Below are 13,415 nucleotides of genomic sequence, written 5' to 3' on the forward strand. Positions count from 1 at the left end.
GCTGAGCGTTAGGGGCGCATGACAAAGACCGCCAAGCCGCCCGTTCTGAGCATCCGCAACGCCGTGCCCGCCGATGTGCCGGCCATTACCCGACTGGGGACCAAGGTCTACCGGCAGGGTGGCATGTCCCTGACGCCGGGCATGCTGCGCGGACAGATCGCCACCTATCCCGAAGGGCAGTTCGTGGTGGAATATGAGGGGGCCATCGTCGGCTATGCCGCCGGTTTCCGCATCGACGAGGCCGTGGCCATGGCCCCGCACACCTGGGACCAGATCACAGGCAACGGCTATGCGGCCCGCCACGATCCCAACGGCGACTGGTTCTATGGCATGGAGGTCTGTGTCGACCCCAGCCGCCGCCGCCTGCGTATCGGCCAGAGGCTTTACGATGCCCGGCGCGAACTGTGTGAGGCCGAAAACCTCAAAGGCATCGTGTTCGGGGGCCGCATGCCGGGACTGGCGAAGAAGAAGGGAGCCTACCCCCAGGCCCGGGATTATCTGGATGCGGTGACGGCGCGCCAGCTGAATGATCCGGTCATCGGCTTTCACCTGCGCGGCGGGTTCGAGCCGGTCGGGGTGCTGGAAAACTATATGGCCTCCGACACCGCCTCGATGGGCCATGCGGCCCATATGGTCTGGCGCAATCCCTATCACGTCGAGGCGCGGGGCAAGGGTGCGGCCTTCGCCACCAAGGAGACGGTGCGTGTCGCGACCGTGCAGCTCCAGGCGCGCAAGGTCGAGAGCTTCGAGGAGTTCATCGCCAACGTCGAATATTTCGTCGATGTGACCTCGGATTACCGGTCGGACTTCGTGGTCTTTCCGGAGCTGTTCACCCTCCAGCTGCTGTCGCTGGAGAAGAAGAAGCTGACGCCCCAGGAGTCGATCGAGGCCCTGACCCGCTATACGCCGCGTTTCGTCGAGGCCCTGAGGAAGATGGCGGTGGAATATAACATCAACATCATCGGCGGTTCGCACCCGACGCGGGCCGAGGACGGCGACATTCAGAACGTCGCCTATGTCTTCCTGCGCGACGGCTCGGTGCACGAGCAGGAGAAGATCCACCCCACGCCGAACGAGCGGCACTGGTGGAACATCAAGGGCGGCGACCGGGTCCATGCCATCCCGACCGACTGCGGGCCGATCGGGGTGCTGATCTGTTACGACAGCGAATTTCCGGAGCTGGCGCGGCGGCTGGTGGACGAGGGGGCGCGGCTGCTCTTCGTGCCCTTCTGCACCGACAACCGGCAGGGCTATCTGCGCGTGCGGTACTGTTCGCAGGCTCGGGCCATCGAGAACCAGTGCTATGTCACCATGTCGGGCAATGTCGGCAACCTCCCCAATGTCGAGAACATGGACATCCAGTATGCCCAGTCCTGCATCCTGACGCCGTGCGACTTCCCCTTCGCGCGCGACGGCATCGCGGCCGAAGCGTCCGAGAATGTGGAGACGGTGACTGTCGCCGATCTGGACCTGTCCGACCTGGCCTGGGCCAAGTCGCAGGGAACTGTGCGCAATCTGCGCGACCGCCGCTTCGACCTCTACAAGACGGTCTGGACCGACGGCGGCTGAGGAGCCTGTGAGGGCTCGGCGATCCGGCTGGCCAGCGACAAGGCTCCGCCCAGCATGAGAGCGATCAGGCCCACCGCAAGCAGCGGACGCACGGACGTCTGCTCGGGCGACAGAGGCCTGACGAACATCAGCATCAGCAGGCCTAGCAGAACCAGCACGGCCGGCAGGTCCATGCCGATGCCCAGGAAGACGGGATGGGCCAGGGTCATCAGCCAGCCGACCCCGACAACGGCTCCGATCGCGATGGGGATCAGGCTCTGCCGCCGGATCAGACCGGGATCGATGAAGGCGACGATCAGGGCGACCACGCCAGCCAGCAGGGCGGGCCACAGGAACAGGAAGGCCGTCTGCGGCGCGGCGAACTGGGCCAGACCCGCCAGCACGACGACCAGCCCGATCAGGCCGCTCCATCCACCCCAGACGGTCTTCACCGCCAGCCTGGGCAGGAAGGACAGGGTGATGGCGACGGCGGCGGCACCGATGACCACATAGTCCACGCCGCCCAGGCCGATGGTCACCAGTGCAGCCAGGGCGATGCCGCCCGCCGTCACGCGCGGGTCGGAGCGGGCCCGTCCGCCCAGCACCGCCAGCCCCACAGCCAGAACCGTCAGCACCGCTCCCGCCTCGATCCAGGGCAGGCGGGCCAGCAGGATGTAATAGGCCTCCGCACTCTCGGCGCGGGCAGACAGCGGCCCGGCCAGCAGGCGCACGGCCTGGGTCAGGACGATGCCGGTCGAAACGAACCAGATCGCCTCGATGACGCCCCGCCCGCTGTCGGCCAGGGTCAGGCCCGCATGCGACCGCGCCCGCCAGACTGCGGTGCCCAGCGCGCCGATGGCGAGCAGAAGCAGGCTCCAGCCCCAGGCCGGATGATGGCCGATCACGGCCCGCCCGAAGACGTCGGCGTAGACGGTGTCGTAGGAGGAGACAGGGAGAGCCTCGGCCCTCAGCAGCGCATCGGTCATCTCCAGCGCCTGGCTGCCGATATGCTGGACGCTGCCCTGATCCAGGGCGTCGGGCGTGGAGGCCTGGGCGTGATACTGGTCCGGTCGCCCAATAAAGGCCAGGTTGATGCCCTGCACGCCCCGCTCGCGCGGCACGGTGAAGTCGGTGCCGTTCGGCATAACGCTGTAGACGAAGACCGCCAGGGCGTTGGAGGTGACGCCGCCATCCACCCGTCTGGCGATATCGGCGAACAGGTCGACGGTCTGGGCATTGCCGCGCCCGGTCTCGAACATCATGGCCCGTCCGCCGCCGCCGCGCGCCTCCAGATTGACCACGGCTCCGATGCGGTCCCGCAAGGGATGCCCGCCCCAGAAGATACGGGCTCCATCCAGGTTCAGCTCCTCGGCGTCGGTCAGGATGACCACCAGCGTCCGCTCCGCCGGGCCGCGCGCACGGATGGCGCGCACGCTCTCCAGAATGGCGGCCACGCCCGCGGTGTCGTCCGCCGCACCGGGGCTGTCGGGCACGGTGTCATAGTGGGCCATCATGGCGACGGCAGGCAGCTCGGGGCGGCTGCCGGGCAGTACGCCGATCAGATTGGTCGCCGTCAGGGCCTCGGGCGGCAGGGTCATGCCCGAACGCTCGATCCGCTGCACCGCCCGGGGCGACAGCGGCCCGCGCTGGGCCGAGACTTCCAGGCCCAGCGCCTGCATGCGCCGGACCAGCAGGGCTTGTACCCGCGCATGGTCCGCCGAGCCAATGGGATGGGGTCGCTGCGCGATCTCGCGGATGTCCACCATGGCGCGGGACGCGGAGAATGTGTCTGCCGGCGCATCGGCCCCGCGCGGCGACGGGCTCTGCAAGGCCAGCACGGCTAGCAGCAAGGCCAGAGCCAATGATCCAGTCAGTGCGACCAGGCGCATGCGCAGTTCCTCCCCCGAGAGGACCGCAAGGTAGCGGGCTATTGAAGCAGCGTCATCCCGGGACGAGCGGTCAGGTCGAATCTAGGCCGCGCGCCTCAGCGCCGACGGGGCCTTGACGTACAGTCCCTTGCGGCCCGCCACCGGTCGGAAGGCAACGCTGTCGCCGGCGAGCTGCTCGTCCGGACCCAGGAACAGGCAACCGTCGTCAACCAGCCGCCGCTCCAGATTGTCCAGGATGTCGCCCCGCCGCGACGGCTCGGCATCGCTGAGCACATGGCGGCAGAAGATGACGTCGAAGCGGTAGTCGTCCTTGGGCGGCTCGACCAGGTTGGAGCGGGCGAACTGGACCACGGCCTTCAGCTGGGGCTTGGCCACCCATGTGTCCTCGACCTGATCGAACCAGCGCAGCATGGTCTGGGCCTTCAGCCCCCGCTGGATCTCAAAACCGGTATAGGCCCCGGACTTGGCCTTCTCCAGCGCCCGGCGTGACAGGTCGGTGCCCGTGACCTCGATGGCCAGCCCCTGTTCCAGCGCCGGCATGGCCAGGGACCAGGCTTCCTGACCCGTCGAACAACCCGCAGACCAGACCGTGACGGGGGCGCCGCCACGCGCGGCCGACAGGGCGGGCAACAGCTCGCCGGAAAAGGTGTCGAAAGACGTGCGATCACGCCGAAACCATGTCTCTGGTGTCAGCAGGGCCTCGATCACCGCCCAGCCCAGCGAGGCCACCGGCTTGGCCCACAGGGCGGCCAGCATGGTCTCGACGCTCTCGAACGATTGCGCCCGCGCCACCGGGCCCAGCCGATGCTCGACCAGCTTCATCCGCTCGCGCGTCAGCCGCATCCCCGCACGCGAGGACATCAGAGCTTGCAGGCGATCGAAGTCGTCTGGAGACATCAGGTCAGACGGCTCCCACTTCGGCGAATTTGGAGGTCAGGATGTCGCCGTCGAACGGCTTCATCACATAGTCGTCGGCCCCGGCGGACAGGGCCTCGGCGATGCGCTCGGCGCGGGTCTCGATGGTACAGAACAGGACCTTTGGCGCACCACCGCCGGGCAGGGTGCGCAGCCGACGCAGAAAGGCCATCCCGTCCATCACCGGCATGGACCAGTCCAGCAGGATGACCTCGGGCATGGAGGACGAGCAGAAGATCAGGGCCTCCGCACCGTCGCCTGCCTCGTCGACCTCAAAGCCCAGACCCTCGACGATGCGGCGCGCCACCTTGCGGATGATGCGGCTGTCGTCGACGATCAGACAGGTTCTGGGGGTCAAGACAGCGTCACTCCGACAGGGTGTCCACAACGTTTGCGTGTGCGACGCCTCTATGATCGTTGGAGCCGGTTAACGGAACCTTGGCAAGCCGCGTTAAGACATTACGCGGGTATTGTGACGGTGAGGATAACTCGCCCCTCTTCGGCCTGAACCGTCAGGCTCCCACCGACATCGTGAGCCGTCAGCCACAACCAATAGGGCTGGATCCACTGGCCCTGAAGACCCTCGGTCAGCGGTTGACCCGCCAGGCCGGCGATCGCCTCGGGTTTCAGGCGCGCACGCGTGCCCTCGGCCAGGCCCTCGAACACGACCATGTCGTCCTCGACGCGGCTGGACACCGTGGCGATGCCGCCGGACGGCAGGGCCGCCATGGTCAGATAGGCCAGATTGACCAGCGCTCTCGACTGGGCCTTGGACCAGGTCTGGTCCGGCACCTTCCAGACCAGGCTGGCGCGGCCGCCGCCGGTCAGGGCGTCGACGATCCCGCCCAGCTCGCCGCCCGAAAACGTCTCAGACGTCGTGGCCGCCCCGAAGGCGACACGGGCGAACGCCACCAGGGCGACCATCTTGGCCGCACTAGCCTCGATCAGGCCCATGGCATCGTCGCGCATGTCCTGGGCCGAGGGATCCTTCAGCAGGTCCAGACCGGACGAAATCGCCCCCGCCGGGCTGATGAAGTCGTGGCACAGCTTGCCCGCGATCAGGGCGGCCAGGGCCTGGCCATCGGGCATGTCGGCGGCAGGGCGAGCAGGGGCGTCGAGCGTATCGGTATCGGTCATCGGGCCTTGAAAACGGATCACTTGAGGAGATGCGGCGACGCTGCCCTGATTTGCCGGTTCATGAAACCGTGCGGATGCTCTATCGCAGCGCGAATGATCGCCGCCGCCAAACCCGACCTGATCGCAGACCTAGCCTCCGGGGCCCTGACCGAAGCCCTGGCCGACATCGCCGAGGACGCCGCGCGGATCATTCTGCCCTACTGGCGGACTGGCACGGTGGCGACCACCAAGGCCGATGACAGCCCTGTCACCCTGGCCGATCAGCAGGCGGAAGCCCTGATCCTGTCGCGACTGAAGGACATCTATCCCGAGGTGGAGGCCGTGGCCGAGGAAGCGGTCGCCGACGGCGGTGCGCCCGTCATCACCGGCGATTGGTTCTGGCTGATCGATCCGCTGGACGGCACGCGCGGCTTCGTGGCGGGCAAGGAGAGTTTCACCGTCAACATCGCCCTGGTGCGTGGCGAAGCGGTGGTCGCCGGGGTGGTGACAGCACCCGCGACCTCGACCACCTGGCGCAGCGGACCGCATCCCGACGGCGGGGCTTTCCGCCGCCGCTTCGGCGAGGGCTGGCAGGCCATCAGGGTCCGCGACCGCCCCGCCAGACCCGTCGCGGTCATGAGCCATAGCCTGACGGACGAGGAGGCCCAGCGCCTAGCCTCACGCCACGGCTGCATGGACTGGCAGGGCACGGATTCATCGCTGAAGTTCTGTCTGATCGCCGAGGGACGGTATGACGCCTATCCCCGCACCGGCCCGACCTCGGAATGGGACACCGCGGCGGGCCAGGCCGTGCTGGAAGCGGCCGGCGGGCGGGTGATGGCCGAGGACGGCTCGCCGTTTCGCTATGGCAAGCCGGGGTTTCTGAACGGAGGCTTTGTGGCGGTCGGCGGCTAGGCGCGCGCCATCCTGATCGACACCTGCTCGGCGCGTTCGGCGAGGGCCGTCGCGCCCCATTCCCGAGCGGTCGTGGCGGCTTCGGCCAGCATCATGCCCACGGCACCCGCTGTCGTACCGATCAGACGTGCTCGCGCCAGCATCAGATGCGCCATGCCGATCTGGTCGGCCGCCCAGTCCAGCGGCGGTCGGCTGACGGGTGCGGCAAGGCGACGATGCACCATCGCCTCCAGACCTTGGATCGCCTTCACATCGCCCATGGCCTCGGCCAGCGACGCCTCGGCGGACAGCCGACGTTCGCGGGCCATGGCCCCCAGGATCAGTCCCGGCTCGCGCGTCATCGCCTCGGCCTGAGCCAGGATCAGCAGCGGCGTCTGGGTCGGCCCCTGCGCCAGCTGCACCGCCACCCAGTCCAGCGGGCTGTGGTCAGGCGTGAACTGATCGACCGCAGCATTGAACAGGGCCTGACCCTGCGCCTCAGCCGTTGTATCTCCTGCCAGGCCGGCCAGCGCCTTCAGCCCGACCGCCGCCAGTGTCAGGGCCCGCGCCCGCGTGATCGGGCGCTGCTCGGGTGCCGAGGCTTCGACCAGGGCACGCAGCTCCTGACCAACGCGGTCCAGCAGGACGATGTCGCGGTTCTCGATACCGACACGCAGGCCCAACCCGGCCCAGTCCAAGGTCAGTTCGTCGGCGACGGTGGGGGGCAGGTGGCGCTGCTCGCGACGGCCGGCATCGCATAGCGCGAGTGCCGCAGTGGCTGTTTCCTGCGATGGGCTCACCTCGCTGCGACGCGCGGCCAGCCGTGCGCTCAGCGCCACGGCCCAGGCATGGGTTCTGGTACGGTCCGGGTTCAGGGCCTGAACGTCGCTGGTGGCCGCGATCAAACGTTCCGGTCCGCCGAACAGATCGAAGCGCGCCAGATGGATCTCTGCCGCTTCCAGCCCCGCAGCCGCTGTCTGATCGGTCGTCCGGGCGTGCCTCGTCGCATCCGATGCACAGGATGCGGCTTTGGCCAGCGAAGCCGCCGCCCCGGTCCGCCGCGCATGATCCCGCCAGAGATGCGACGCCCGCATCCAGGCCTCGAAAGGACGGGCGCAGGATACCCGGCCCGCATCGGTTGTCTCGCGCCGGGCCTCGGCCTCGATCAGGTCCGCCCCGATCAGTTCCAGCCAGCCCAGATCGTCGCTCTCGCGCGCCTTTTCGAACAGCTTGCGCAGATCACGACCGAACTCGAACATGGGCGATGCGACTCCGTTATCCCGGTTCGGGACGAAGGATGCGCCCCGGGCTGTCCCACGCAAACGCGACGCCAACCCGGCGGTTCGGCTTGGCCGTAGGGAAGTCTATTTCAGAGCGTCAAACATATTGGATTGCAGGGCGTCCGCCGAGCCCAGAAACTCGTCCACCTCTTCACCGATGTGATCCAGAGTCACGCCGCCGTCGGTGATCGCATAGCGCTCGAGGTAGACAGAGTCTTCTTCGATCAAGGCTTTGCCGATTCGGAATCGATTGTTGAAATCCTGGACCACCGGAATGATCTTTACTTCATCCCCGGGTTCGATCGTCCACCTCGCGCGCAACATGAGTCCAAGGCAGCCCGAAGGCTCGCCCTCGATGTTGCAGGTCATCAGCAATGCGCTGAATTGAAACCCGCTTGTCGTCGTGACGGCGAAATCCGTCTCATTCTGCTTGGCGACCGACTTGTAGCCCTGGCGGTCCAGCACGCCCCTAAGTTCCACAGCCGTGAGCGATCTGTAGATCGTGGCGGTCTCTGTGCGAGCCGGCGGGGCCTTGTCCTGAGCACTCATCGCTGGCGAGTTTGCTGCCAGGACCAGAACCACCGACAGCCCTGCCGCCGTAACAAAAAATCGCATGCCACGAGTTCCCCGCCCCAGACTTCACATAGCCTAGAGTTTCGAGCAGACACAATCTCCCGGGGCGAAGCGAACCGGGCAGCTCGAAGCGTCAGCCGAGAGAGGGGGTGCGGGCGCGGCAAGCGCGCAGGGCGGTCAGCGCAGCCTCATTCCGGGCCGTCAGCTCACGCACCGCCTGCACGCGCGAGCGCGTCATCTCGGCCTCCACCGTCGCCGTCGGACGCCGTGCGGCCTGACCGGACTGGATGGTGGTCAGCGACCAGTACAATGCCGCGTCATACAGCGCCTGACCTTCGTCGCTCTCCCCGCCCTCCAGCTCCGAAGCCGCCTGGGTCAGGCCCGAACAGCGCAGAGCCTCGGCATAGGTGGGTGGTGTCGGACGCGGGGCCGCGGCCGCCTGCGTCTGCATAACGCTCCAGCCTATCAAAGCCGCGACCAGCATTCAGAACTCCACGCCATCGATGGCGTCTTCGGGCCGCACAACACCACAGGGAGGCGGCATGGAAAAGGCGAAAGTGGTTCGGGCTCTAGCCCCGCTCCTTCGTGCGCGTGAACGCCACCCTCGGAAACCGTTCGCCGACATAGCCGGTTTCCCAGCTGGACTTGGCCAGGAAGACGGGGTCGTTGTCGATGTCGGTGGCCATCTGGGGCCGGTATTTGGCGGCGAAGTCTTCGACGTCGGCCTTGGGTCCGCCGACCCAGCGGGCTTCGGCGTAGGGGCTGGGTTCAAAGATGACTTCCAGGCCGTATTCCTCGCCAAGTCGGTCAGCCATGACCTCGAACTGCAACTGGCCGACGGCCCCGACGATGAAGTCCGAACCCAGCTCGGGGCGGAACAGCTGGGTGACGCCTTCCTCGGCCAGGCCGTCCAGAGCCTTCTTCAGGTGCTTGGCCTTCAGCGGGTCCTTGACCCGGACGCGCTGAAGGATCTCAGGCGCAAAGTTGGGCAGGCCCGCGAACCGGATCATGCCGCTTTCGGACAGGCTGTCGCCGACGCGCAGCACGCCGTGGTTCGGAATGCCGATCACGTCGCCGGCAAAGGCGTCCTCGGCCAGTTCGCGGTCGCTGGCGAAGAACATGATGGGGGCGTTGACCGACAGCTGCTTGCCAGTGTTCTGGACCTTCAGCTTCATGCCGCGCTTGAAGCTGCCCGAGGCCATGCGGAACATGGCGATGCGGTCGCGGTGGTTGGGGTCCATATTGGCCTGCACCTTGAAGACGAAGCCGGTGACCTCGCTGCTGCCAGGATCGACCGTCAGATCGACAGGCGCGGGCGCATTGCGGGTCTCGGGCGGGGCCGCCTTCTGGGCCTTCATGACCTTGGGCGGCGGGGCCCATTCTCCGATGGCGGCCAGCAGTTCGTCGATGCCGAAATGGCGCAGGGCCGAGCCCCACAGCACCGGCGTCATATGCCCTTCCAGGAAGGACTGACGGTCGAAGGTGGGATAGCCGGCCTCCACCAGCTCCTGCGCCTCGATCATCTCCTGATGCTCGCCCTCCTCGAAAAAGTGGGCGGCCTCGGCCAGGGGCAGGGCCTCGGGATGAGGCACGTCATCCTTGGATCCCGCAGGCTTCTTGGCATACGGCTGGAACAGTCCGGTGCCCATCTCGACCATGCCGCGCAGGCGGTTGCCGCTCTGGGCCGGCCACCAGATGGGGGCAGGGTCAAGCTGCAGGCGGGACGCGATCTCGTCCAGCAGCGCCATCGGATCCTGGGCTTCGCGGTCCAGCTTGTTGATGAAGGTGATGATCGGGATGTCGCGCAGGCGGCACACCTCGAACAGCTTCAGCGTCTGCGGCTCGATGCCCTTGGCGGCGTCCAGCACCATGATGGCGCAGTCCGCGGCGGTCAGGGTGCGATAGGTATCCTCCGAAAAGTCCTCGTGCCCAGGCGTGTCCAGCAGGTTGAACATCTTGGCCACGCCGTCCGAGGTGGTGTGTTCGAACGTCATGACCGAGGCGCTGACCGAAATGCCGCGCTCCTTTTCGATCTTCATCCAGTCGGACTGGGTGCGCCGGTTCTCGCCTCGCGCCCGCACCGCCCCGGCCGCACGGATCGCCCCTCCCGCCAGCAGGATATGCTCGGTCAGGGTCGTCTTGCCCGCGTCCGGGTGAGCGATGATGGCGAAGGTCCTGCGACGCAGGGCCTCCTGTTCGATGGTCAGTTTCGACATGGATGTTCCTTGGAGCCGCGCGACCTAGCGCGGACTGCCTGAAAAGTCACCCGATGCGCGGACGCAGGCCCGGTCTGTCGATTAAAGCGAATACCCCTTGGCAAGGCAGGGTTATCGGGTCCAGTGTCCTGACAGGCGAGACGTTCCGGTCACGCAATCGGGCGCCGCCTTTGGAAACGAAGGAACGGACATGGCCCTGATCCACGACCACAAACCCCCTCAAGCCCATCGCGATGGCCCGCATCCCGCAATTTGCCTGGCCGCAGGCTTTGGCGTGATCATTGCCGCGGCGGTGATCGTGCATATCGTCTTCAACCTGGTGCTTTGACGTCACCTGCTAGAGGATCTTCCGCTCTTTGATGAGCAGGGTAGGTTTGGACGCATCACTCGGTCGGAGCCTCGATAGCCGTTGCTTCCTCGGGAGCCTGGCTAACGGGATTTACGGCTTGGCCCGACTCTGCCTGAGCCGTAGCCACAAGTGCCTTGGCCCGTCGTGACCACGATCCCCCGTGGGGACTGTTTGCTACTGGGCGAAGTACTTCGATGGCTTCGTCATATCTGGCCCGTGACATGTAGGCCTGCGCCAGCCGCATGCGGATGTCGAAGGATTGGGGAGCCAGCTTGAACGCAACATCCAGCGTGGAAATGTCATTGTCGCTGGGATATCCGGGCTCTCCTCGTCGCGTTTCGTTGAGCGCGCGGTACGTCAGAAAGTTCAGAGGGTCGGCGTCCAAAGAGCGGGCGAGATAGGTGATGGCCTCACGTCGGTTACCGCGAGCCTCGGACGCTTCCGTATCCTGATCTGTCTCATCCATCAGAAGTTCCGCCGCAAGGCGGAGTAGGTCGGGGTCAGCTTGATCCCGCGTCAGATGCGGCTCCAGCACGCGGAACCCTTCCCTAGAATTACCAGCAAGCCTATGGCCTCTGGCGACAACGCGAAGGCGCAGCAACTCGTTTCCGCTGCCAACGCCTGCTCCGAGTGCGTCCTGTATCAGTTGGGCCCGATCCTCGGCGCTTTCTCTGATCAGCATCTCCCTACGTTGGCGAGCGCGGTCGGTCTCACCTTCTGGTGGGTCTGCTACCTCCACCTTCACTGGTTCGCGGTCCAACCTGAGATCAAGCCAGAGAAGCTCGGCTTGTTCACGAGAGAGACGTGAGACTGCCACCTCTGGAGTCGGAAACTGGATTTGCGGGGTGTGAATCTGGATGGCCCCGGACAGATAAAGGCGCATGTCGTCCTGCAACTGCGAGGTGCTTCGTCCAGTGATGCGCTCCATAGCCTGAACCGAATCCTCGCCGTTGGTCACAGCCGCCAGGTAAAGTCCCAGCATGCGTGTGCGCTCCGGCGTGCTCATAAAGTAATGCGTCAACCCCCAGGCCTGGGCGTAATAGTCGCCTGCGCGGTAACGACCTGAGTCCGAGATTTTCCACTGCAGAACATCAGCCATTGGTGCCCAGCTATTTGCTGGAAGCTGGACAAAATAAGTCATCCTGCCTTCGTCATGCCGGCCAAACTGAATCCGGTCGGGTCGGACGTCGGCTGTAGAATAGTATTCGGCAAATCCCTCAACAAACCATGAGGGATAGGCATTCGCTGCCATCTGATACATGAAGTGATGGCCGTACTCGTGAAACAGAGTGAGATCACCTCCTCTGCTTTCTGCATTTACAACGGCGTGAATCCTGCCTGAGTTTGGCGAATAGAATCCAGCGACCGAAGGACCGATGCGAGGTTCAGCCCGCAGCATGTCGCGTCGGCCGTTCGCCAGATAAATTTCCAGCTTGGGAATCTCGTATTCTGACTGCACCGGATAGTAAGTCCGAAGGAAGGTGTCGAAGCGTTCGACCTTCTCGGCATAGGCGCGCATCGATCTTTCGCTGGTGTCGCCGTATATGATGAAGTGCTTCGTCTCTGCTTTCAGCCACTCCGCGTGAACTGAGCCCGTAAAGCCGAAAGTAGTGGCTACAATAGCCACTAAAGCGATCCCGATAGACCGAATAGACAATGCGATGCCCCCAACGCGCTCAAGTTGCGTCAGAATAGGCATTTGACGCGCTGAGGTTCAACCCACCTCGCTACGCCATTCGCCGACAGGACTGATCAGGCCGCTAGGCGGTTCCAGACGGCGCGGTCGGCGGTGACGGCGTCCAGCTTGCCAAGCGCGTTCTTGCGCTGGAGCTGTCCCAGAACGACGTCGGGCAGGGCGCAGAAGCGCGGCTCGACCAGGTCGGGATCGCATCCGGCCTCTGGTGCGGCGAACAGGGCGGCGTTCACCTCCGGACTGCGGTCGTGGATCAGCCAGGCCAGACGGCGTGCGCGCTGCGGGTCGTTCAGATGCAGCAGCGGGTCCTCGGCGAACAGCTCGCAGCCGAGCTCCAGCACATAGTCCAGCCCCAGCGTTTCGAAACGGCGCGCGTCGCCGGGCGTGACCGGGCAGGCCGCGTCCAGGTCGAACACCACGTCGTTCAGAAGAAACAGCATCGGGACACACCACCACAGGCCGGACCGTTCTGGCCCGTTGGGGTGACCCTAAGGCGATGCACTTGCGGTTCCGTTTGCGAACGCGGTTAAGAATTTCGCACCGGGCGGGAAGACACCGCCACCGGATCAGCCGACGTCACTCGCCACCTTTTCCGTGATGAAATGCCGTCCCTCGCGGTCCTCGATCTCGACCACCCAGACGTCGGGATCATAGCCGATCTGGCGCTGGACATAGGCATCCAGGTCGCTTTCGACCTCGCTCTCGACCGGCTGCATCCACAAGCGCTCGCCGTCGGGGCCGAAAGCCTCGCTGTAAAGACGGGCTCGGCGGGTAGAGGTGTCGAAGGCCTTGACGATGACGGTGCCGGCGCGCGCGTCGCCCTTGCGCGCCACGGTCGCGAACGCTCCCGCCAGTTCGGCGCGACGGATCAGGGCGGAGACCCACAGATCGCTGGACAGAAGCAATTCGTTCACCCTGCTCGGAAACCGGACCGGAACGCAT

The 13,415-nt window shown here is 65.7% G+C and carries 14 protein-coding genes; 3 read left to right on the plus strand and 11 right to left on the minus strand.

All coding sequences use genetic code 11. The features are described 5' to 3' along the window. Nucleotides 1-18: 18 nt before the first annotated feature. Nucleotides 19-1,569, plus strand: coding sequence for a GNAT family N-acetyltransferase (locus ACE3TH_RS10050; RefSeq protein ID WP_374599618.1), 1,551 nt, complete (start codon nucleotides 19-21; stop codon nucleotides 1,567-1,569). Here the strand turns inward: ACE3TH_RS10050 and ACE3TH_RS10055 are convergent. From ACE3TH_RS10055 to chpT, 4 genes are all read right to left on the minus strand, one after another. Further along, on the minus strand, nucleotides 1,539-3,437 hold the full coding sequence (locus ACE3TH_RS10055) for a M20/M25/M40 family metallo-hydrolase (protein ID WP_374599619.1): 1,899 nt from the start codon (nucleotides 3,435-3,437) through the stop codon (nucleotides 1,539-1,541). The two genes, ACE3TH_RS10050 and ACE3TH_RS10055, sit on opposite strands and share 31 nt — an antisense overlap. A gap of 81 nt (nucleotides 3,438-3,518) precedes the next feature. Next, nucleotides 3,519-4,334 carry a protein-glutamate O-methyltransferase CheR gene (locus ACE3TH_RS10060; protein ID WP_374599620.1) on the minus strand — a complete coding sequence of 272 codons (816 nt, stop codon included), beginning with the start codon at nucleotides 4,332-4,334 and terminating at the stop codon, nucleotides 3,519-3,521. Nucleotides 4,335-4,338: 4 nt separating this feature from the next. Further along, nucleotides 4,339-4,710 (minus strand): response regulator, encoded by a 372-nt coding sequence (locus tag ACE3TH_RS10065; RefSeq protein WP_292170556.1) that lies wholly within the window; start codon nucleotides 4,708-4,710, stop codon nucleotides 4,339-4,341. A gap of 101 nt (nucleotides 4,711-4,811) precedes the next feature. Then, on the minus strand, nucleotides 4,812-5,489 hold the full coding sequence (chpT, locus tag ACE3TH_RS10070) for a histidine phosphotransferase ChpT (protein WP_374599621.1): 678 nt from the start codon (nucleotides 5,487-5,489) through the stop codon (nucleotides 4,812-4,814). A 93-nt stretch (nucleotides 5,490-5,582) separates the two neighbouring features. Here chpT and cysQ point away from each other — a divergent pair, with 93 nt between their 5' ends. Beyond that, the gene (cysQ, locus tag ACE3TH_RS10075) at nucleotides 5,583-6,383 is read left to right on the plus strand and encodes a 3'(2'),5'-bisphosphate nucleotidase CysQ (RefSeq protein WP_374599622.1); all 801 of its coding nucleotides are present in this window, start codon (nucleotides 5,583-5,585) and stop codon (nucleotides 6,381-6,383) included. On the opposite strand, the gene ACE3TH_RS10080 is transcribed toward cysQ, so the two are convergent. From ACE3TH_RS10080 to ACE3TH_RS10095, 4 genes are all read right to left on the minus strand, one after another. Further along, nucleotides 6,380-7,621, minus strand: a complete 1,242-nt coding sequence (locus tag ACE3TH_RS10080; protein WP_374599623.1) for a hypothetical protein — start codon at nucleotides 7,619-7,621, stop codon at nucleotides 6,380-6,382. The genes cysQ and ACE3TH_RS10080 overlap by 4 nt on opposite strands. Before the next feature lie 105 nt (nucleotides 7,622-7,726). Continuing rightward, on the minus strand, nucleotides 7,727-8,224 hold the full coding sequence (locus tag ACE3TH_RS10085) for a YbjN domain-containing protein (protein WP_374599624.1): 498 nt from the start codon (nucleotides 8,222-8,224) through the stop codon (nucleotides 7,727-7,729). A gap of 124 nt (nucleotides 8,225-8,348) precedes the next feature. Continuing rightward, nucleotides 8,349-8,699: a hypothetical protein gene (locus ACE3TH_RS10090; protein WP_374599625.1), complete on the minus strand. Its 351-nt coding sequence runs from the start codon at nucleotides 8,697-8,699 to the stop codon at nucleotides 8,349-8,351. A gap of 85 nt (nucleotides 8,700-8,784) precedes the next feature. After that, nucleotides 8,785-10,431: a peptide chain release factor 3 gene (locus tag ACE3TH_RS10095; RefSeq protein ID WP_374599626.1), complete on the minus strand. Its 1,647-nt coding sequence runs from the start codon at nucleotides 10,429-10,431 to the stop codon at nucleotides 8,785-8,787. Nucleotides 10,432-10,621: 190 nt separating this feature from the next. Between ACE3TH_RS10095 and ACE3TH_RS10100 the strand changes: the two genes are divergently transcribed. Then, nucleotides 10,622-10,759, plus strand: coding sequence for a hypothetical protein (locus ACE3TH_RS10100; protein ID WP_374599627.1), 138 nt, complete (start codon nucleotides 10,622-10,624; stop codon nucleotides 10,757-10,759). 55 nt (nucleotides 10,760-10,814) lie between these two features. On the opposite strand, the gene ACE3TH_RS10105 is transcribed toward ACE3TH_RS10100, so the two are convergent. The 3 genes from ACE3TH_RS10105 to ACE3TH_RS10115 all read right to left on the minus strand — a co-directional run bounded on the left by ACE3TH_RS10105 (nucleotide 10,815) and on the right by ACE3TH_RS10115 (nucleotide 13,378). Next, nucleotides 10,815-12,479, minus strand: a complete 1,665-nt coding sequence (locus ACE3TH_RS10105) for a DUF1570 domain-containing protein (protein ID WP_374599628.1) — start codon at nucleotides 12,477-12,479, stop codon at nucleotides 10,815-10,817. 53 nt (nucleotides 12,480-12,532) lie between these two features. Continuing rightward, nucleotides 12,533-12,913, minus strand: a complete 381-nt coding sequence (locus ACE3TH_RS10110; RefSeq protein WP_374599629.1) for a hypothetical protein — start codon at nucleotides 12,911-12,913, stop codon at nucleotides 12,533-12,535. A gap of 126 nt (nucleotides 12,914-13,039) precedes the next feature. Further along, nucleotides 13,040-13,378, minus strand: a complete 339-nt coding sequence (locus tag ACE3TH_RS10115) for a DUF1491 family protein (protein WP_374599735.1) — start codon at nucleotides 13,376-13,378, stop codon at nucleotides 13,040-13,042. Between the last annotated feature and the right edge of the window lie 37 nt (nucleotides 13,379-13,415).

Origin of the sequence: Brevundimonas sp. (assembly GCF_041919755.1) — a bacterium.
Lineage (GTDB): Bacteria > Pseudomonadota > Alphaproteobacteria > Caulobacterales > Caulobacteraceae > Brevundimonas.